Source organism: Sulfitobacter sp. G5_S2_6_S6, assembly GCF_054968505.1.
Genome location: NZ_JBQKUI010000008.1, coordinates 1 through 17,755, shown reverse-complemented (window position 1 = coordinate 17,755; position 17,755 = coordinate 1). Strand labels below are relative to the sequence as shown.

Here is a 17,755-nt window from a genome sequence, read left to right as displayed (position 1 = left end):
CCGCAACATGGCAGGGCCCGTCAGGCCCTGCCAGCGAGACCCCAGTCAAAGGAGAGCCCGATGCGCTATGCTGTCACCGCCGTTTCAGGACAACTCGGTCAAGAAATCGCCCGCAAACTCATAGAACGAACAGATCACGCCTTGGTCATCGGCCTCGCCCGGACGCCGGGCAATGCCACCGCGTTAGGGATCGAGGTGCGCCCCGGCGACTATGACCAGCCGGACGCGCTTCGAACATCTCTTGCGGGCGTTGATGCCCTTGTGCTCGTCTCAGGCATGGCCCCGCCCGAAGACCGCATCGGCCAGCACCGCAACGTGATCGAGGCGGCCAAGGCCGCCGGCGTTCGCAAGATCGTTTACACCAGCATTCAAGGTCCCGAAGTTGGGACCGCCTTCTCACCCGTCGTGCAGAGCAACCGTCAGACCGAGGCCGACATCCGCGCCAGCGGTCTGGACTGGGCCATCGGTCGCAACGGCATCTACATCGAGCCTGACGTTGAGTATATCGACAGCTACCGCGCCAAGGGCGAGATCGCCAACAGCGCGGGGGACGGCAAATGCGGCTACACGACCCGTTCCGAATTGGCCCATGCCTATGCCGCTTTGCTGACGCGGGACGGGCTGAACGGTCAAACCTTTGATTTGAACGGTACGCCGATCACTCAGGCGGAACTAACGCAGTACATGAACGCCGCATATGGCACCGCGCTTACCTATCGCAGCATGTCGGCCGAAGACTATGTGGCTGACCGCACCGCCGAGCTTGGCGATTTTATCGGCCCGATTATCGGCGGCATCTACGACGGTATCCGCCGCAGCGCCTTTGACGCCTCCGGCGATTATGAAGCCGCGACCGGACGCCCGCATCAAAGCTGGGAAGATTATTTCGCCTCGCTGTTACGCTGATCGCCACAGATACGCGGGGCGACCCGCGTAGAACGACCAACCTTTCGGAGATATTTGCGTGCTGAAATCCACATGGGATCACCCCCTCACCTTCTGGGCGCTGTTGAGCCTCCCCGCCATTCCAATGACCCTTGGCCTGACCTCCGGCGCGCCGGACGCGGTCAGCAGTCTTTTGCATCCCACGGGTGAATTCGCCGCGCGGTTCATGATCATCGCGATGATGATCACCCCGCTGATGATGCTTTTTCGCGATGCGAGCTGGCCGCGCTGGCTGATGAAGCGTCGGCGCAATCTTGGCGTGGCCGCATTCTTCTACGCGCTGGCCCACACGGTGCTTTATCTCATTGATGAAGGCGCCATAGCCTTCACTGACGGCGAGGTATCAAAGCTGTACATCTGGACCGGCTGGATCGCTTTTCTTATCTTTGTGCCATTGGCTGTTACCTCGACAGACGCATGGGTGCGCCGCCTTGGGCGGTCGTGGAAAAAGCTACAGCAGTTTGTCTATGCTGCGGCTATACTAACCCTTATCCACTGGGCTGCCCTGCACGATTGGGGCGGCGTCGGCGCGGCTCTGGTGCATTTTGCGCCTCTGGCCGTTCTTGAGATGTACCGTCTGTGGTCAACCCAACAACGCCGCCGCCAGCGCGCGTTGACGTAAGCGAGGGGTTGCAGGGCAAATTCTCCGCGTTCTTTCGGCGATCTAAAGCTAAATAGCCGATCTCCCTACCTTTATAGGGAATCTTCGCACCTACCGTCAAAGTGCATAAGCCACCCATCGTGTCGGCCGAAGCGAACAGCCCAAACCGGACCTTGGGCCGGCGGGCAAGGAAAGTCTCTTTCAGAGACTTTTCGCTATAAAATACAAGCTTTCCCGCTAGGATCTTCACCGACTAAACCAAGTGCTTCCCGATATGCGTTACCGTTAATGCTTCTTACCTTTGAATGACCCATTGTTTGAGGCTGGCCTCCAATGCGCCACATGGCGCGAGGATCAAGTCGCGAGACTGGTATGGGCCCGCATCGTCGATTGTTTTTGCAACGGTGACGCATTGCGCGGGGTTCGAGGCCAAACGCATCTCCATGCTCGCGTCATCATAAACAAACTGCTGTGCGGGATCGCCCTCGTCACAAGAAACCAGACCAAATGGGTTTTCGGCATTCTCGGGATCATTATACGCCATGCACAGACCATCATAGGTCGCCGACGCGATCATGCCCGTCGCTGCCGCATAGGTGAACAACACGTCGTCCCCTTCCGGTTTGCATGAATGGGCGTGAAGCTGATCGCTCAGACCGCGCCCTTCAGTATCGATGCACCAGCCGAGCGACGCTTCCTCGTTAAGGTTATCGGCAAGATGAATGACGGGCCCGTCGGTCTGGAGGCTTGGTGCCTCCGCATGGGCCGAGAATGGGATGCTTTGGCCCAATACGATCAGCGCGGCAAAGGCCAAGTTTGAGCTTGGAAATCTCATCGCTCACTCCTTATGGAACTGTTGTTGAAAGGCACGAATGCGCGCTGCATTGACGCCTTGGTCACTGCGCCCCACCCGTGAAACGCCGCGCATGTCCACGCGGCTCCCGTTCTCGGCAGGGGTAACTGCAACGACAATATCGTCGGCGAAATAGAAGACAGAGGTGCGCGCGGTGGCCTCGAACCGATGGCGGGTTGGATCGGTCGCAACGATCTCCCACCCCATTTCGCCTGCCACCTGCAATGCCCGCTCAAAGGCTGCGTCCGTGCTCAGGCCGGTCTCAAGTGGCACAATATCGGGATAGGCTGTCGCTTGTTGGTCTGCCACTTCTACACCGCCGTATTCGAGCGTGTTGCGCGCACCCGCGCGGGTGTCATCCAGCACCTCAAAGGCCGGGGGATTGGCGGTATCAGTCGTGATGTCATGGATTGGTGCCGCGCGCGGTTGGGGGTTCACGGTGTTTGAGATGAGGGGAAACAGGGCCCCCAGCCCAAGCAGCGTGACCACGCCGCCGACCGCTGCCCATCCCTTTTCGCCCCGGCCAAGATGGATGGCCAAAGCGATCAGCCCCGCGCTGAAGATGCCCACCCCGATTGCGTTAAAGTAGCTCCGGTAAAGCCCGAACCCTATGATCGGCTCCCAAAGCCCCATGCGCGCTCCGAACAAGATCAGTGTAACGCAAATTAACCCTGCAACGGCGATTAGGGCGGCAATTTTTCCAGTATGTCTCATGTTTTCGGCCTTTCACGACCAGCGTTAATATGTGCTCAGTTACTCGGCTGACCAGTCACGGCCGCCCCTGCCCCCGTCGCGATCTTCAGCGTGGCCCAGGCCTGCGCCGCTTCGTTCGTGGCCGAGGCCGCCGAGATCCTTGCAGCATTGGTATTCCGGTCGGTTTCCAGCAGGTTCAACAGCGTGATGGCACCGTTTCGATAATTCTCCTGTGCCAATGTCAGCGCCCGGCCGTAGTCGCTGGCGGCGGTTCGCAGCAGTTGCGCCCTCTGGCGCGCGCGGGTGAGGTTGGACTGTGCGACTTGGACATCCTCGACCGCTTCGTTGATCGAGGCCCGCCATGCGATCTCGGCCTGCCGTGCGACAGAGAGTTGCGCGTCACGGCTGGCTTTCAAGAGACCCTGATTAAATACTGGAAGGGACAATTGCGGCCCGAAACTCCACGCATCTGTGGCGTCCGTACGGCCCACCGTTCCGGACAGGGACAAGGCCGGGTAAAGCGCGGCCTCGGCGACGCCCACGTTGGCCACGGCAGCGGCCAAATCGGCTTCGGCGCTGCGCACATCGGGCCTATTGCGAAGCAGGTCCGCCGGTACGCCGGTGCGCGCATCTCCGGGGCTGGAGAGTTGGGGGGCACCTTTTTGCATCTGTGCCTTGATCGGTCCCGCGGGTTCGTTCAGCAGTGTCGCGATGGCGTAGACATTTGCGTCAAACAAGGCGGCGAATTGCGGCAAATCGGCGCGCGCCGTCGAAAGCAAGGCCTGCGCTTCGGCCACTTCGTATTCGGTGGCCGCGCCCGCATTAAACTGGCTTCGGGTGATGCTCACCGTCTCTTCGCGCGTGGCGATGGCGGTGCGCGTCAAGGCCATCGCCTCTTGGTAATAGCGCGCGTCGGAATAGGCAGCGATAAGTTCGGCCAGCCATGCAAGACGAACGGTCTCTTCCTCCGCCCGGGCGGCAGTGAGAGAGGCGACAGCGGCCTCGCGCTCGCGCCGGATACCACCGAAGAGATCAATCACAAGCGAGGCGCCTAATGTCCCGCTTTCGACGGTACTTGTACCGTTGGTGCCGTCGCCGCCGGATGTGGTCACGGATCCGGTCAGCGATCCGTCCGATGCGGCGTTTACCCCGGTTGTACGCAACTCCGCTTGCGCTTGGCGTATGCGCTCACCCGCGGCAATCACATCAAGGTTCTGGGCAAGGCCACGCGTGAGAAGACTTGTTAGGTTCGAATCTTTGTAGTTCAGCCACCACTGCTGAGTGGCTACCGCGCCGATCTGCTCTGCATTGCCACCGACAAACCGGGTTTCCATGGCCACTTCGGGGCGCTGGTAATCAGTGCCGACAGCACAGCCCGCGACAAGCAGACCCAGTACGAGATAGTAAGGTTTCACTGAGCTTTCTCCACTCGCTTACGGAAAATTTCTGTTGTTCGGATTACGGCGACGTAGAAGACTGGCACCATCACGATCCCGATGACTGCGGAAAAGATGATCCCGCCGAGCATCCCCGTCCCGATGGATTTTTGCGCATTGGCCCCTGCCCCGGAGGCGAGCACCAGCGGCATGATGCCAAAACCAAAGGCAAGGGAGGTCATTAGGATGGGACGCAGACGCTGTCGCGCTGCCATGACGGTGGCTTCCAGCAATACTTTGCCTTCCGCCCGAAGGGATTCCGCGAACTCTACGATCAGAATGGCATTTCGCGCCGCAAGGCCGATCGTGGTAAGCAGACCTACCTTGAAATAGACGTCGTTCGACTGTCCGAAATACCACGTTGTCACCAGCGCCCCCAGAATGCCCACGGGCACCGAAAGCATCACCGCAAAAGGCACGGCCCAGCTTTCATAGAGGGCGGCGAGACAGAGGAAGACGACCAGCGCCGAGATTGTATAGAGAATGGCTTCCTGATCGCCGGACAACCGTTCCTGATAGCTCAGCCCTGTCCAGGCCGAGGCGTAGGACCCGTCCAGATCAGCGGTAAGCTGTTCCATCACTTCCATCGCGTCGCCCGAGCTGATGCCCGCTGCCGCTTCGCCGGAAAGCTCCAGTGCGCGGGTGCCGCCGTAGCGCGACAGTTTGGGCGTGATGGTTTCCCATTCGCGGCTGATAAAGGCCGACAGCGGCACCATCTCCGCACTGTCGTTCCGCACATACCAATGGTCAATGTCGTCAGGCTGCATGCGCCAGTCTGCACCACCCTGTACAATGACCTCGCGCAGGTTGTTGCCCAGAGGGAAGTCGTTGACATAGGTGCCAGAAAACACGGTCGCCAGCATGGTGTTCACGCTCGACAAAGACACGCCCAAAGCCTCGGCCTTCTGTTGGTCGATACGCAGCTTCAACGAAGGTTCTGTCGCAGCATCATTGCCGCGCAGGTTGGTCACGCGACCGTCAGCAAGCCCTGCCGCGACCAGTTTATCTGCGGCATCACTCAATGCTTCCTGACCCGCGCCCGACTGATCGACGAGGTACATTGCAAAGCCCGAAGACGTGCCAAGCCCCGGAATGGCAGGCGGTTGAAGGACAAAAATACTGCCTAGTCGGGACTGGAAGAACCTGCCATTGGCCCGCATCATCAGATCAGCCGCATCAAGCCCAGGACGCTCTTCGTAGTCCTTGAGCCTAATGAACATCATCCCGTAATTCTGACCAGACCCCCCGAAACTGTATCCGACATTGGCAAAGACGCCATCGACCATTTCGGTCTCTTCGGTCAGCAAATATTGCTCGATCTGTTCAATCGTGTGGGCTGTCTGCTGAACTGTCGATCCCTGAGGCAGTTCGATCATGGTCATAAGCACGCCCTGATCTTCGGTCGGCAGGAACGACGACGGCAGACGGTCGTAGACCCAATAGGCGCCAAATCCGACGAGCGCCAAGACAAACACCATACGGAAAGGCCGCATGGACAACTGCCCGACAAGCGAAGCATAGCCACCCGTCAGACGGTCAAGGCCGCCATTGAACCAGCGCAGCGGAAGCAGAGGCTTCTTGTCATGGTTCGGTTTGAGAAGCTGCGCACACATCGCAGGCGTGAGGATCAGGGCGACGAAAAGCGACAGCACCATCGCCGAAATGATCGTGACCGAGAACTGTTTGTAGATGACCCCCGTCGACCCATCCATGAAGGCCATCGGCAGGAACACAGCAGAAAGCACCATCACGATCCCGATGAGCGCCGAGGAAATCTCCCCCATGCTCTTTTCCGTGGCGGTGACGGCGTCCAACCCTTCTTCTTCCATCACCCGTTCGACGTTCTCGACAACAACAATCGCGTCATCGACCAACAGACCAATGGCCAAGACCAATGCGAACATGGAAAGGGTGTTGATTGACATGCCAAAGGCGGACAGCACGCCAAAGGTGCCCAGCAAGACCACCGGCACGGCGATGGTCGGGATGATCGTCGCCCGCCAGCTTTGCAAGAAAAGGAAGATGACAAGAAAGACGAGGACAATCGCCTCGATCAACGTTTCATAGACTTGGTCGATGGATTCCTCGACGAAGGGCGAGGTGTCATAGGGATATTCGACCACTACGCCCTCGGGCAACGCGGAAGAAAGATTGCCCACCACGTCCCGCACCGCTTCGGCGGTATCCACCGCATTGGCCCCGGTGGAAAGGTTCACCGCAAAGCCCGCCGCCGGATGACCATTAAAGCGGCTTACACTGCCGTAGTCCTCTTCGGCGAGTTCGATTGTGGCAACATCAGCAAGGTAAATGGCCGACCCGTCCGAGTTGGTCTTCAGCAGGATGTTCCGAAAGTCCTCAACCGTTTCAAGCTGGGACTGCGCCGACAGGGAGACCGTGAACTGCTGGCCTTTCACCACCGGCTGCTCACCCAGACTGCCGACCGTCACGTTTGTGTTCTGCTCGGATACGGCGGTGGTCACCTCCGAAGATGTCAGTTGATATTGGAACAGCTTTTCGGGGTTCAACCAAATGCGCATTGCGTATTCGGTGCCGAAAACATTGATCGACCCCACCCCCGCCGTGCGCTGTACCGGGTCTTCAATCGTGCTGCTCAGTAGGTCGCCCAGTTCAAGCGAGGTATAGCTGCCGTCTTCGCTGACAAGCGCCCCGACCATCAGGACCGAGTCGGTCGAGCGGGACACGGAAACGCCCTGGCTTGTCACGGTGTCAGGCAGCTGCGATTCGACCAGTTGCAGTTTGTTCTGGACCTGCACCTGCGCCATGTCAGGATCAATACTATCGTCAAAGGTCAGCGATACACTCGCCGCACCTTCGCTGGAGGATGAGGTCATATAGGTGAGCCCATCCAACCCCGTCAGCCCGTCCTCGATGACAGTGGTGACCGAATTCTCCACCGTTGCGGCCGAGGCCCCGGTATAGGTGGCGGAAATTCGAACGGTGGTGGGCGCGATATCAGGATACTGCGAGATCGGCAGACCCGTCATACTGAAAGCGCCCAGCAACATGGTGGCAATCGCCAGAACCCAAGCAAAAACAGGGCGGTGGATGAAGAAACGGGCCATAGATCAATCCTTCGCCGCGGGGGCAGCGATATCGCGAGAGACGCCAACCTCGTCGATCGTCACGGCCACGGGGCTGACCTCTTGCCCTGCGCGGACGGATGAAAGGCCGTCCACGACGAGCCGATCCCCATCGTTCAGCCCCTCACGCACGATCCATGCGTTCTGATAGGTACCGTCATCTTCGAGAGTCACCTGTTCGGCCTTGCCGTCTTCACCGATAACATAAGCAGTCAGTTTACCTGAGTTGCCACGCGTCGCTGCACGCTGCGGAACAAGGTAGGCTTGCATCGTGCCAAGCACGATTTCCCCCCGCACAAACATGCCGGGAAGGATAATGTGGTCAGGGTTGTCGAAGGTGAAACGGATGGTCACGGTTCCGGTGGAGGTCGAGACATTGTTGCCGGGTGTGACCAATTGCCCGGTACCGCGATAGATGTCGCCGTTCTCCAGCGTCAATGTCGCTTGAAGGGTGTCGTTTTGTTGCAGATCACCCTCGGCAATGGCGCGGCGCACCGACAAGATACGCGCACTTGCCTCCATCATATCCACATAGATCGGATCTGAGGTGACGATGCTCGTCAAAGCGTCGGCCTGCCCAGCCGTGACCAAATCCCCAACCGAAACGGTTGAAACATCCGCACGCCCGGCGATCGGGCTGGTCATCGTCGTCCACGACAGTTCGGTCTCGGCATATTCAACCGCCGCTTTGTTTGCATCAAGCGTGGCCTTTGCTTCGGCCAGACTGGCACGCGCCGCTTCGACCTCTGCCTCGGTGTAGCCGCGTCCGGAGAGTTGTTCGGCGCGGTCATAGGCCGCCTGCTTCACAGGCAGGTTGGCTTCGGCAGTGGCCAGATTGGCACGGGCTGTCGCGACAGCCGCGAGATAGGAGGCATCGTCGATCCGGAAAAGCGGATCCCCGACCTCAAGCAATTGTCCGGGCGTGTAGAGGATCTCTTTGACCACACCGCCGACACGCGGGCGCACTTCAACGTCTTGAAACGCAACGGCCCGGCCCGGCGTGGTCACAATGCGTGGGATTTCCTGCATCTGCATGTCGATCACACCTACTTCAAGCGGCCCCGCCGCGGGCATGCCATCGGGAGGGCCGCCCTGCGCGCTCGCCATTGTGGCAGCCCCCGCAAACGCAAGCGCTGCGCCAAACATCTTCCAAACGCCGATTTTCATGTGCTTCTCGATCCTTGACTATTCAGCAGGTTTGATGCCTTGTAGGCAGACGTTGCACAGTACGCAAGGAATTCAGACATGACAGTTTCGTTACGAGAGCGAAGACGACAGCAGACGGCGCGTGACATTCAGCTGGCGACGCTGAATCTGGCCGTTCAAAAAGGGTTAGAGAATGTGACGACCGAGGAGATCGCTGCGACAACTGGCATCAGCACGCGCACTTTCTTCAACTACTATACCAACAAGGAAACGGCTGCGGTTGGGGCCCCGCCCCCCTTTTCGGAGGCTGCGAAAGAAGCGTTACGCAGCGGAAACGGACCGCTTGCGGACGATCTCAAGATGTTCTTGGATCAACACTTCGCTGCGCTGACCAATGATGAACCTATTCTCAAGATGATCGGCACGGTTCTGCGTTCAAACGAAAGAGCGAGAGGTATTCTGCAAGGGTTCCTCATGATGGAGCGCAGAGAGCTTACAGAATGCCTGAGCCACCGCATCGAGCACTCCCAAGCCGCCGCCGCGCTCGCAAGCCACACTACCGAAGCAGTGGGCAGGGCGATCTTCCTCTGGGAGCACGGAGAAGGAATATCACTGAGTGCTGCCTTAGACACGATTTGGGAAGGAACAATCGCCGCGGCGGCCCTGTTGACGCCGCCGTCCTGATTTTTCCAAGCGTTACGTTCGGGCACTTCGGGCAAAGGGTTTAACTTTTGCGGCAACCCTTTGCCGAAGCTATTCTGGGTGCAGAATGCCGAACGATCAGGCGAAGGTTTCCGCCACTATTTCTTTCGCGAACCCGGCGTCCAACACCCCGCGGTTCAGCAAGCGATACCAGAACGCGCCATGTATCAAGGCCGACAGTGTCTCCACGTTCCGCCCCGACGAAAGCTCTCCGCGGTCCTGCGCCCGGCGGAGCACAGCGGTGATCAAAGCTCGTAGGGTGTCCCCGTCGATGCGCAAGTGTTCGAAAATACGGATCAGGAAATCTTCGAGCAAGGTCCGACAATCCTCTGCCCCGTCCCAAGAACGTTCGGCGGCATAGGTGTTGGTCCGCTCAAAAACGGCTTCGAGAACAAGGTAAGCCTTCGTATTCCAGCGGTTGTATAGCGTTTGGCGCGCCACGCCAGCCTGCTCGATGATTTCCGAAACCGAGACTTTCTCATAGCCAAGTTCCCGAACCAGACGTAGAGCCACAGCCTTCAATGCCGTGCTGGCGTCTTGATTTGCGGGCCGCCCGCTTGGCCTTTTGCCCGACAGGTACAGTTCCTGTTCATAGATGCAGAATAGTCCGTGATTGATCATCAGACTGCCGTCCACCAATTGCCAATAGACCGCCGTCTAATATTGTTGTCGGAGCCGATCTGTCACAGATCTCCCTTACCCCAAAACGGGCCTTTGCCGATACCGCCACCTTGGGCCTTTTGTCCCTCTTTCCCCCATTGGCCACCGATATGTACCTCGCCGCACTCGGTGAGCTCGCGGCCTCGATGAACGCCACCCATACGGCGGCTGAACTTTCGCTTTCGATTTTCTTCCTCGGCCTCTGTTTCGGGCAGATCCTCATTTGCCCATTGGCTGATACTGACCTGGGCGACACAATCGCGGCAACCAACAGACCTCGTGCAGCAAGCCCTTCTGATGGCTGTCTGGCGACGCAAACCTAAGCGACGCGTCCTGATCCACACGGATCAAGGCTTGACGAATATAGGAGCTTCAACGCGGTCGCTGAGAGCTTCTTCAACCTGCTCAAACGGGAACGCGACCGGCGTCGAACATATTAAACCCGCGAGCAGGCCAGACAGGACATCTTCGACTACATCGAAATGTTCTATATCCCGAAACGCAAACATGTCAGAAACGGTATGCTGTCGCCTGTCGACTTCGAAAACAGACAGGTCAATGTGAACCAAGAAGGTGTCTAGGAAACCAAGGGCCATGCACCTTAAGAGCAACTTTACACTTGCAGCAAATGACCGCTTCCCGCCGAAGATGTCGGTCGATACGAACGACCCAAAGCCGACATTTTCCCAAGTCCTTCGATGCGGCGGTTGCAGCACACATTGCCGACCTTTGCTGCAAGAGCAAAACGTGATGCGGGCCGAACTGACCCAACGCGGGGCAAAGCTGCCACGTAGCCACTTAAACTGGATCTCCTCTCCGGCACTCGGATGCTCGTGATGAGCCTGGCCTTGGTTGGTAGTTCAAATGGTTTCGGTTCCGCTGAGCGTCGCCTTGGCGGACCCGAAATGATCGGAAGCTATGGCTGGGGCTGAGGCAAACGGCGGGTGGGCCACCCTTACAAAGGCAGTGACAGTTGCACGGGTTTGAACAGCCGGTGGTCTTTGGTCGTGGCCTGCGCCCGCAGAACCACCATCGCAGCGGCGCGGGCGTCTTCGCCTGCGTCATGGTGGTGAAAGTCAAGGTTCAGCACCAGTTTCAGGTTGGCCAGACCGTGGCCGCCGTTGCCCTTCAATTCGGGCCAAGCCCTGCGCGCGATGCTCACGCTGTCGTGCCATGTCAGACGTGGTCGCGGAAGGCCCTGCGCTTTGCACGCGGCGTTGATCGCATATTCATCGAACCTGCTGTGCTGCACCATCGGGTGGCGTGACAGCAACGGCCAGATTTGGGGCCAGACCTGCGCAAAGCTTCCGGCGCCGCGCACAGTCTCCGGCCCAATCCCGTGCAGGTCAACATTGAAGGGCGCGAACGGCATAAGCGGGTCGACATAGGTAGACCATGTAAGAATGCTGTCATCAAAGCCGACGCAGGCGATCCCGATCTGGCAAATACTGGCGCTGTCACCACAGGCGGTTTCTACATCCAATGCAATGAACTGGAAATCACCCACGGGCAGAGGCAGCATCAATCCGGTGTTCCCCGAAGCCGGGCTTTCAACACAGCGATGAGCATGTCAGACGCCGCACGCAATTCCGCGACATCCCCTGTCAGACGGGAGTAAGACCAAATGCCCTGCACCGTGATCATGGTATAGCGCGCAAGCGCCTCGATTTCGGCATCGCTCAATGAGCCATGATCCCCATTCTCATGGGCCAGCACCTTGCGAAAGCCTGCCGTCAGGCGATCGCTATGCGCGCGCAGCTTTTGGCGGGTGTCCAGCGCATCTTCAGGGATCTGGGACAGTGTGTTGCCCACAAGGCATCCCTTACCAAAGCCGCCCGCGTCTTTGAAACGCGCCAGAAGGTTATCGAAATACTTTTGAATGCCCTCGATTCCCGCGCCTTCGGCCTCGACCGGGGCAAAGGCTGGAGTGACGACGGTGTCTTGGTACCTGTCGAGACAGGCATGGAACAGGTCTTCCTTGCCGCCAAAATCGCTGTAGATTCCAGCTCGGCTCACGCCGGTTTCGCGCACCAGATCGCCCATGGAAACAACGTGGAAACCAGTCTTCCAGAACGTATTGAGCGCACTGTCCAACAGGTTTTCGCGGGATTGAGATTTCGCTCTTGGCATTTTTAACCTTGTTTTAGAATGATCGTTCTTCCACATCTTCCCCGACTCAAACACAAGCCCGAGGTGCTCGCATGACTACGTCTTTCCGCGACAAAAAGAAATTTGCCACCGTCCATGGTAAGCAGATGGCCTATATCGAAGAAGGGACCGGCGATCCGATTGTCTTCCTGCATGGCAACCCGATGTCGTCCTATCTGTGGCGCAATGTGATGCCCCACCTTGCAGGCAAGGGACGCTTGATCGCGCCAGACCTGATTGGCATGGGCGATAGTGACAAGCTCGATAACTCTGGCCCGGACAGCTATACCTTCGTCGAACACCGCAAATATCTGTTTGCTTTGCTTGAACAATTGGGCGTCACCGACAACGTCACACTGGTCATCCATGACTGGGGTTCCGGTTTGGGTTTCCATTGGGCACATACGCATCCCGAGGCCGTCAAAGGCATTGCCTTCATGGAAGCTATCGTCGAAACCCGTGATAGCTGGGACCAATTCCCAGACCGTGCCCGCGAAATGTTCCAAGCCCTACGCTCGCCTGCTGGCGAGGAGATGGTTCTTGAAAAGAACCTCTTTGTCGAAGCGCTGGTTCCGGGTTCCATCCTGCGGGATTTGACCGAAGAAGAGATGAACGAATACCGTCGCCCCTTTGCCAACGCGGGCGAAGATCGCCGCCCCACTTTGACATGGCCGCGCCAGATCCCGATTGAAGGGCAGCCAGCGGATGTGACCGAAATCGTCGATGCCTATGTCGACTGGCTCGGCAAGACATCAATACCCAAGCTCTTCGTCAATGCGGACCCCGGCGTGTTGATCACTGGGGCGGTACGGGACCGTGTGCGCAGCTGGCCGAACATCACCGAAGTGACTGTGCCCGGATTGCACTTCATTCAGGAAGACTCCCCTGACGAGATCGGTGCAGCCGTCCGTGATTGGCACGCCAACCTGTAACCCACACCAGAAGCGCCGCGCGCGGATCCCAATCGACCGCCGCAACAGTCGGCTTTCAAGGCAATGGCTCGGATGAGCCTGCAGCGGCGGCCGAGCTTGCCGCTGCAACTCTCTCGGCTGATTTGCCAAAATCATCCGCAGTTTTTTCCAAATAACTGAACGACACGAAGGGCCACCGGCATGTTCAAAAAATTTATCATCGGCACTGCGTTGCTGAACTTTCTCTTTGCGCCAATGATCATCGGGCAGGCTGTGCAAATGCCCAACCCCGCGAATTTCGTGTTTTCCTTCACGCTTGCGGGGTTTTTCATCATGGCCGCATCATTGTTGGTCTGGGCAACCCGCGATCTTGTCGCGCGCGCAGCCGTTGTGTTCTGGAGCGCTATATCGCGTTTGGCTGCAATCACGGCTGTGCTCTACGCCGTGCCAAACGGGTTGGCTGATCCGTCGCAATACGCCTTTGTATTGTTCGACGGCTTGGTCAGTTTGATCTATATCGTTGGGTCTCTTCGCGTCACAGGTCGTTCGGTGCTCGATTTCCTGCTGTGGCGGATCGCATGAGACCTGATTTCTCAGGTGCCATATTGGTTCATCATCATATCAACCGATTGGTCAATCATGGCGTCCATTTCGTCAGGACTGACCAAGGGCGCCCCCAACATGAACGGCCAAAAAGCCTTGCCCTTCAACAACGATATGAACTCTTCTGCCGCTTGTCGGGGGTTTGGGATGGTCAGCACCCCGTCGGCGGCGGCCTCTTTGAACAACTGTTCAAATGACGCCGTATAGTCGACTTCATTCTGGATTTCCCTGACAAGTTCCGGATCCCGCAGGATCTCAGTCATCAACATCTTGTTGGCGTTCATGACTTCGGGCGACGTGTAAAGTCGCGCCTGCGCGCGGCCCATCTCAATCAGTTGCTCTCGGATATCCATGCCGGGCTGGTAGCTGACCTTCAGGTTGTCCGCGATGACCCTCCACTGGCGCAGCATCAGGGTTTGGAAGAGCACTTCCTTGCTTTCAAAATACCGATACACGGTGCGCTTGGACGCACCGGCCCGCTTGGAGATTCGGTCCATGCTGGCCGCAAGGAACCCATTCTCGCAGAATTCATCAAACGCGCCTTGCAGGATCGAGTCACGTTTATCTACCGAATTTTCAGCCACTTCACTCATTCTGTCGGTCTACACACCACATCCAGGAATTGCCAATTTTTTCGGCTCGGTAAACTTGCGGGTTTACCTGCGGCTCTTTACGCCATATAAGTACACCGACCAGTTTACCCACATTCCAATCGTATCGCCAGATGGAGATTGACCATGACTATCAAGCTAAAGATTAACGGGGCCGAACGCTCTGTCGAAGCAGAACCGGGCACACCATTGCTGTGGGTGATCCGGGACGAACTGAAGCTGACCGGCACCAAATTCGGCTGCGGCGTCGCGTCGTGCGGCGCTTGCACCGTGCATGTCGACGGCGAACCGACCCGGTCGTGCCAGACCTATATCGAAGACGTCGAGGGTGCCGAGGTTTCCACCATCGAAGCGATTGGCGACGACAAGATCGGCGCTGCCGTACAGCAAGCCTGGAAAGAGCTCGACGTGGTGCAATGCGGGTACTGTCAGTCTGGTCAGATCATGTCTGCGGTGGGCCTGTTGAAAGAAACGCCAAAGCCAACGCTGGATGAGATTGACGACTACATGGACGGCAATGCCTGTCGCTGTGCCACCTATCAACGTATCCGCGCCGGTATCCAGCGCGCCTCAGAAATCGTGGAGGGCTAAGCCATGACCATCAACACATCCCGCCGCAGTTTCCTCAAAGGTGCAGGTGCGGCCGTTGCAGTTCTGGCCGTTGGCATTGACCCCAAGGGCGCGCTTGCCGCTTCGACGTCGGAGGCTGGCACAGCCATTACGCCCTTCGTAAAAATCTATGCCGATGGTACGGTTGCAGCCGTCATCAAGCACTTTGAAGGCGGGCAAGGCACCTCTACGGGCCTGTCCACGCTGATCGCGGAAGAGCTGAACATGGAGCTTAGCGATATCACCTTCGAAATGGCCCCGTCGGATACCGCCGTTTACAACAACCTGTTCTTTGGCGCGCTGCAAGGCACGGGCGGATCGACCGCGATGGCCAATTCGTTCATGCAATATCGCACCGCAGGCGCGGCCGCGCGTGACGTATTGTTGCAAGCCGCGGCCAAGGATTGGGACGTGGACACCTCTGAGCTGACACTTGCCAATGGCGTCATTTCAGGCGCGGGCAAAGAGGGCCAGATCGGTGAGTTTATCTCCACCGCTGCGCAGATCGCGGTGCCGGCCGAGCCCGTCCTGAAGGCCCCCGAAGACTGGACCCAGATCGGCAACACCCAAAAAGCGCGCCGCGACAGCCATGACAAGGTTAACGGCGAAGGCATCTATGGCATGGATATCCAACTGGATAACCAGATGGTTGCCGCAATCAAACGCATTCCGCAATACGGCGCGACTGTTGCCTCGTTCGACGATAGTCTCGCCAAGGACGTCACGGGATTTATCATCGCCAAGGCCCTGCCCAACGGTGCGGGCGTGGTGGCCTACGCCGAAAACACCTGGGCCGCGTTTCAAGCGCGCGACGCGATCGAAGTTGAGTGGGATCTGAGCAATGCCGAAACCCGCAGCAGCGACGAGATCAAGCAACAGCTACTGGCGGCTGTGAACACTGATCCGCAGTGGCAGGCATCCGAGACGACGTTGGATGCAGCGACGGAAGCGCTGCAAGGTGCCGCCCAAGTCGTAGAGCGGGAATTCTTCCTGCCAATGCTGGCCCACGCAACGATGGAGCCCCTGTCGGCCACCATCGCAGCCACCGAAGACGGCGGCGTGATCATGTATGACGGCGCGCAGGGGCCCACCATGAACCACGCCACGATGCACCAGATCCTTGGCATCCCGATGGACAAGATTGAGGTCAAAACCCTGTATGCAGGCGGATTCTTTGGCCGTCGCTTCAACGCGGGCGCGGACTATATCGTCGAAACGACATTGGCCTTTTCGATGACCGACCAGACCCGCCCGGTAAAGCTGGTCTGGTCCCGCGAAGATGACCTGTCTGGCGGCTGGTACCGCCCGGCCTATGCGCACAAGGTGCGTGTCGGTCTGGACGATGCGGGCAAGATTGTTGGCTGGGATCACCGCGTGGCGGGTCAATCCATTGCAAAAGATGGGCCGTTTGACGCTTTCTATGTCAAAGACGGTGTGGACATTTCTTCGGTGGAAGGGACGGCAGAAAATCCCTATGCGATCCCCGGAATGCACATCGGCTTGACGGACGCGGCCCCGGCAACAACCGTTAACTATTGGCGGTCCGTCGGTCACAGCCATAACGCCTATGTCATGGAAACCATGATGGATGTGGCCGCCGCAGCAGCGGGTCAGGATCCCGTCAGCTTCCGTCTTGCGTATTTGCCCGGCGACACAGCCGATCAAATACGCAAAGCTAACGTCCTTAAACTGGCTGCCGAGAACGCCGGGTTTGGCAAGCCGTTGCCGGACGGGCATTTCCACGGTGTGGCTGTGCACAAATCCTTTGGTACCTACTGTGCGCAGATCTGCGAAATCTCGATCGACGAAGATGACTATGTTCAGATCGAGAAATACACCGCAGCCGTCGACTGTGGCGTCGCGGTGAACCCCGATGTCATCAAAGCCCAGGTCGAAGGGGCGATCGGCTTTGGCGTCGGTCACATCATGCGCGATCAGATCACGCTGGATGGCGGCGTCGTAGTGCAGCAAAACTTCCCCGACTACGAACCGCTGCGGATGCGCGACATCAAGGCCATTGAGGTGCATATCGTCAAGACAAACGATGCACCCTCAGGCATTGGCGAGCCGGGTACACCGCCGGCGGGTCCAGCGCTCGCCAACGCAATCGCAGCCTCCGGGCGTGATCTGGTGACCCACCTGCCGATGATCGAAAACGGTGTGGATTTCGCCTGACGACCCTTTAGACCGCCGCAGCCATAGGGGTGCGGCGGTCTATCAATACCGGCTCCACAACCTTGCACGCGACACTGCGCCCCGCGCGGTTCAGAGTTCGGTCTACCGGCTGGCCATAATTGCGGTGCCACTGAGTGCCTGCTTCTGGCTGTATTTCAATGGCGGCTTCCAGAATACTCTACCATAGAAGCGCAATTGCAGCGAACTTCCGCAATCCGCCCTACCTACCGCAAGACGTAAGCGCCCCATAAGAGACGTTCGTCACTGCAATCGGTGCCGCACTGACCAATGACGGGATCCAAGAGCTGCCGGAAATGATCCGCGCCGCTCGCATCACCGATAAAACATGGCATCCTTCGCGCATCGTTCTCGGAAGGGCTGGCACTATCGAACCTACTTAGCAGCATCATTTCGAAAGGCGACCATACAACCCCTTATTTTCCGTAATAGCAGGCTCGGAAACCGTAGCGCTTCCTGTAGCAAAGCAAGCCTCTCCAAGGGAAGAAAGCCGCGACATACCCTTATTTACTCGGGCCAATCAGCTATATTCAGAGATTTAAA

17 protein-coding genes and 1 pseudogene are annotated in these 17,755 nt (G+C 58.2%); 9 read left to right on the top strand and 9 right to left on the bottom strand.

Annotated features, from left to right (window positions below):
- Positions 1–60: 60 nt before the first annotated feature.
- The gene (locus ACTRWK_RS13140; protein ID WP_037943437.1) at positions 61–906 is read left to right on the top strand and encodes an NAD(P)H-binding protein; all 846 of its coding nucleotides are present in this window, start codon (positions 61–63) and stop codon (positions 904–906) included.
- Positions 907–964: 58 nt separating this feature from the next.
- On the top strand, positions 965–1,567 hold the full coding sequence (locus tag ACTRWK_RS13135) for a protein-methionine-sulfoxide reductase heme-binding subunit MsrQ (protein ID WP_051843912.1): 603 nt from the start codon (positions 965–967) through the stop codon (positions 1,565–1,567).
- 274 nt (positions 1,568–1,841) lie between these two features.
- Here the strand turns inward: ACTRWK_RS13135 and ACTRWK_RS13130 are convergent, their stop codons facing one another.
- Genes ACTRWK_RS13130 through ACTRWK_RS13110 form a run of 5 tightly spaced genes read right to left on the bottom strand, consistent with a single transcriptional unit; the run spans position 1,842 to position 8,796 of the window.
- Complete coding sequence (locus ACTRWK_RS13130) at positions 1,842–2,381, bottom strand: RICIN domain-containing protein (RefSeq protein ID WP_037943436.1); 540 nt, start codon at positions 2,379–2,381, stop codon at positions 1,842–1,844.
- 3 nt (positions 2,382–2,384) lie between these two features.
- On the bottom strand, positions 2,385–3,113 hold the full coding sequence (locus tag ACTRWK_RS13125; RefSeq protein ID WP_037943434.1) for a DUF1499 domain-containing protein: 729 nt from the start codon (positions 3,111–3,113) through the stop codon (positions 2,385–2,387).
- A 35-nt stretch (positions 3,114–3,148) separates the two neighbouring features.
- Positions 3,149–4,507: an efflux transporter outer membrane subunit gene (locus ACTRWK_RS13120; RefSeq protein WP_289081446.1), complete on the bottom strand. Its 1,359-nt coding sequence runs from the start codon at positions 4,505–4,507 to the stop codon at positions 3,149–3,151.
- Complete coding sequence (locus tag ACTRWK_RS13115) at positions 4,504–7,611, bottom strand: efflux RND transporter permease subunit (RefSeq protein ID WP_289081445.1); 3,108 nt, start codon at positions 7,609–7,611, stop codon at positions 4,504–4,506. Before ACTRWK_RS13115 ends, ACTRWK_RS13120 begins: the two co-directional genes overlap by 4 nt.
- 3 nt (positions 7,612–7,614) lie before the next feature.
- Positions 7,615–8,796, bottom strand: a complete 1,182-nt coding sequence (locus ACTRWK_RS13110; RefSeq protein WP_037943428.1) for an efflux RND transporter periplasmic adaptor subunit — start codon at positions 8,794–8,796, stop codon at positions 7,615–7,617.
- Positions 8,797–8,874: 78 nt separating this feature from the next.
- Between ACTRWK_RS13110 and ACTRWK_RS13105 the strand changes: the two genes are divergently transcribed.
- Positions 8,875–9,459 carry a TetR/AcrR family transcriptional regulator gene (locus ACTRWK_RS13105; RefSeq protein ID WP_051843908.1) on the top strand — a complete coding sequence of 195 codons (585 nt, stop codon included), beginning with the start codon at positions 8,875–8,877 and terminating at the stop codon, positions 9,457–9,459.
- A gap of 96 nt (positions 9,460–9,555) precedes the next feature.
- Here the strand turns inward: ACTRWK_RS13105 and ACTRWK_RS13100 are convergent, their stop codons facing one another.
- Positions 9,556–10,098: a TetR/AcrR family transcriptional regulator gene (locus ACTRWK_RS13100; protein ID WP_235183750.1), complete on the bottom strand. Its 543-nt coding sequence runs from the start codon at positions 10,096–10,098 to the stop codon at positions 9,556–9,558.
- A gap of 149 nt (positions 10,099–10,247) precedes the next feature.
- On the opposite strand from ACTRWK_RS13100, the gene ACTRWK_RS13095 reads away from it, so the two are divergent.
- Together ACTRWK_RS13095 and ACTRWK_RS13090 are read left to right on the top strand one after the other, a co-directional pair.
- Positions 10,248–10,460, top strand: a complete 213-nt coding sequence (locus ACTRWK_RS13095; protein WP_235183749.1) for a hypothetical protein — start codon at positions 10,248–10,250, stop codon at positions 10,458–10,460.
- Positions 10,375–10,718: pseudogene (locus tag ACTRWK_RS13090) on the top strand (IS3 family transposase); the annotation flags it as partial. The gene ACTRWK_RS13095 and the pseudogene ACTRWK_RS13090, both read left to right, overlap by 86 nt.
- Before the next feature lie 374 nt (positions 10,719–11,092).
- Here ACTRWK_RS13090 and ACTRWK_RS13085 read toward each other — a convergent pair.
- Both ACTRWK_RS13085 and ACTRWK_RS13080 read right to left on the bottom strand, forming a co-directional pair.
- Positions 11,093–11,659 carry a 3'-5' exonuclease gene (locus ACTRWK_RS13085; protein WP_037943423.1) on the bottom strand — a complete coding sequence of 189 codons (567 nt, stop codon included), beginning with the start codon at positions 11,657–11,659 and terminating at the stop codon, positions 11,093–11,095.
- Positions 11,659–12,303, bottom strand: coding sequence for a TetR/AcrR family transcriptional regulator (locus ACTRWK_RS13080; protein WP_289081444.1), 645 nt, complete (start codon positions 12,301–12,303; stop codon positions 11,659–11,661). Before ACTRWK_RS13080 ends, ACTRWK_RS13085 begins: the two co-directional genes overlap by 1 nt.
- Before the next feature lie 35 nt (positions 12,304–12,338).
- On the opposite strand from ACTRWK_RS13080, the gene ACTRWK_RS13075 reads away from it, so the two are divergent.
- Together ACTRWK_RS13075 and ACTRWK_RS13070 are read left to right on the top strand one after the other, a co-directional pair.
- The gene (locus tag ACTRWK_RS13075; RefSeq protein WP_037943419.1) at positions 12,339–13,217 is read left to right on the top strand and encodes a haloalkane dehalogenase; all 879 of its coding nucleotides are present in this window, start codon (positions 12,339–12,341) and stop codon (positions 13,215–13,217) included.
- Positions 13,218–13,397: 180 nt separating this feature from the next.
- Positions 13,398–13,778, top strand: a complete 381-nt coding sequence (locus tag ACTRWK_RS13070; protein WP_037943412.1) for a hypothetical protein — start codon at positions 13,398–13,400, stop codon at positions 13,776–13,778.
- A gap of 11 nt (positions 13,779–13,789) precedes the next feature.
- Here ACTRWK_RS13070 and ACTRWK_RS13065 read toward each other — a convergent pair whose 3' ends face one another.
- Positions 13,790–14,392: a TetR/AcrR family transcriptional regulator gene (locus tag ACTRWK_RS13065; RefSeq protein ID WP_081858773.1), complete on the bottom strand. Its 603-nt coding sequence runs from the start codon at positions 14,390–14,392 to the stop codon at positions 13,790–13,792.
- Between the two features lie 144 nt (positions 14,393–14,536).
- On the opposite strand from ACTRWK_RS13065, the gene ACTRWK_RS13060 reads away from it, so the two are divergent.
- Together ACTRWK_RS13060 and ACTRWK_RS13055 are read left to right on the top strand one after the other, a co-directional pair.
- Positions 14,537–15,001, top strand: a complete 465-nt coding sequence (locus ACTRWK_RS13060; RefSeq protein WP_037943408.1) for a (2Fe-2S)-binding protein — start codon at positions 14,537–14,539, stop codon at positions 14,999–15,001.
- A 3-nt stretch (positions 15,002–15,004) separates the two neighbouring features.
- Positions 15,005–17,194 (top strand): xanthine dehydrogenase family protein molybdopterin-binding subunit, encoded by a 2,190-nt coding sequence (locus ACTRWK_RS13055; RefSeq protein ID WP_289081443.1) that lies wholly within the window; start codon positions 15,005–15,007, stop codon positions 17,192–17,194.
- The last annotated feature ends 561 nt before the right edge of the window (positions 17,195–17,755 follow it).

Bases quoted from the DNA above. Each gene is read 5' to 3' on its own strand.
- ACTRWK_RS13140 (WP_037943437.1), top strand. From the start codon at position 61: ATGCGCTATGCTGTCACCGCCGTTTCAGGACAACTCGGTCAAGAAATC.
- ACTRWK_RS13130 (WP_037943436.1), bottom strand. From the start codon at position 2,381: ATGAGATTTCCAAGCTCAAACTTGGCCTTTGCCGCGCTGATCGTATTG.
- ACTRWK_RS13125 (WP_037943434.1), bottom strand. From the start codon at position 3,113: ATGAGACATACTGGAAAAATTGCCGCCCTAATCGCCGTTGCAGGGTTA.
- ACTRWK_RS13115 (WP_289081445.1), bottom strand. From the start codon at position 7,611: ATGGCCCGTTTCTTCATCCACCGCCCTGTTTTTGCTTGGGTTCTGGCG.
- ACTRWK_RS13110 (WP_037943428.1), bottom strand. From the start codon at position 8,796: ATGAAAATCGGCGTTTGGAAGATGTTTGGCGCAGCGCTTGCGTTTGCG.
- ACTRWK_RS13105 (WP_051843908.1), top strand. From the start codon at position 8,875: ATGACAGTTTCGTTACGAGAGCGAAGACGACAGCAGACGGCGCGTGAC.
- ACTRWK_RS13100 (WP_235183750.1), bottom strand. From the start codon at position 10,098: ATGATCAATCACGGACTATTCTGCATCTATGAACAGGAACTGTACCTG.
- ACTRWK_RS13095 (WP_235183749.1), top strand. From the start codon at position 10,248: ATGTACCTCGCCGCACTCGGTGAGCTCGCGGCCTCGATGAACGCCACC.
- ACTRWK_RS13085 (WP_037943423.1), bottom strand. From the start codon at position 11,659: ATGCTGCCTCTGCCCGTGGGTGATTTCCAGTTCATTGCATTGGATGTA.
- ACTRWK_RS13080 (WP_289081444.1), bottom strand. From the start codon at position 12,303: ATGTGGAAGAACGATCATTCTAAAACAAGGTTAAAAATGCCAAGAGCG.
- ACTRWK_RS13075 (WP_037943419.1), top strand. From the start codon at position 12,339: ATGACTACGTCTTTCCGCGACAAAAAGAAATTTGCCACCGTCCATGGT.
- ACTRWK_RS13070 (WP_037943412.1), top strand. From the start codon at position 13,398: ATGTTCAAAAAATTTATCATCGGCACTGCGTTGCTGAACTTTCTCTTT.
- ACTRWK_RS13065 (WP_081858773.1), bottom strand. From the start codon at position 14,392: ATGAGTGAAGTGGCTGAAAATTCGGTAGATAAACGTGACTCGATCCTG.
- ACTRWK_RS13060 (WP_037943408.1), top strand. From the start codon at position 14,537: ATGACTATCAAGCTAAAGATTAACGGGGCCGAACGCTCTGTCGAAGCA.
- ACTRWK_RS13055 (WP_289081443.1), top strand. From the start codon at position 15,005: ATGACCATCAACACATCCCGCCGCAGTTTCCTCAAAGGTGCAGGTGCG.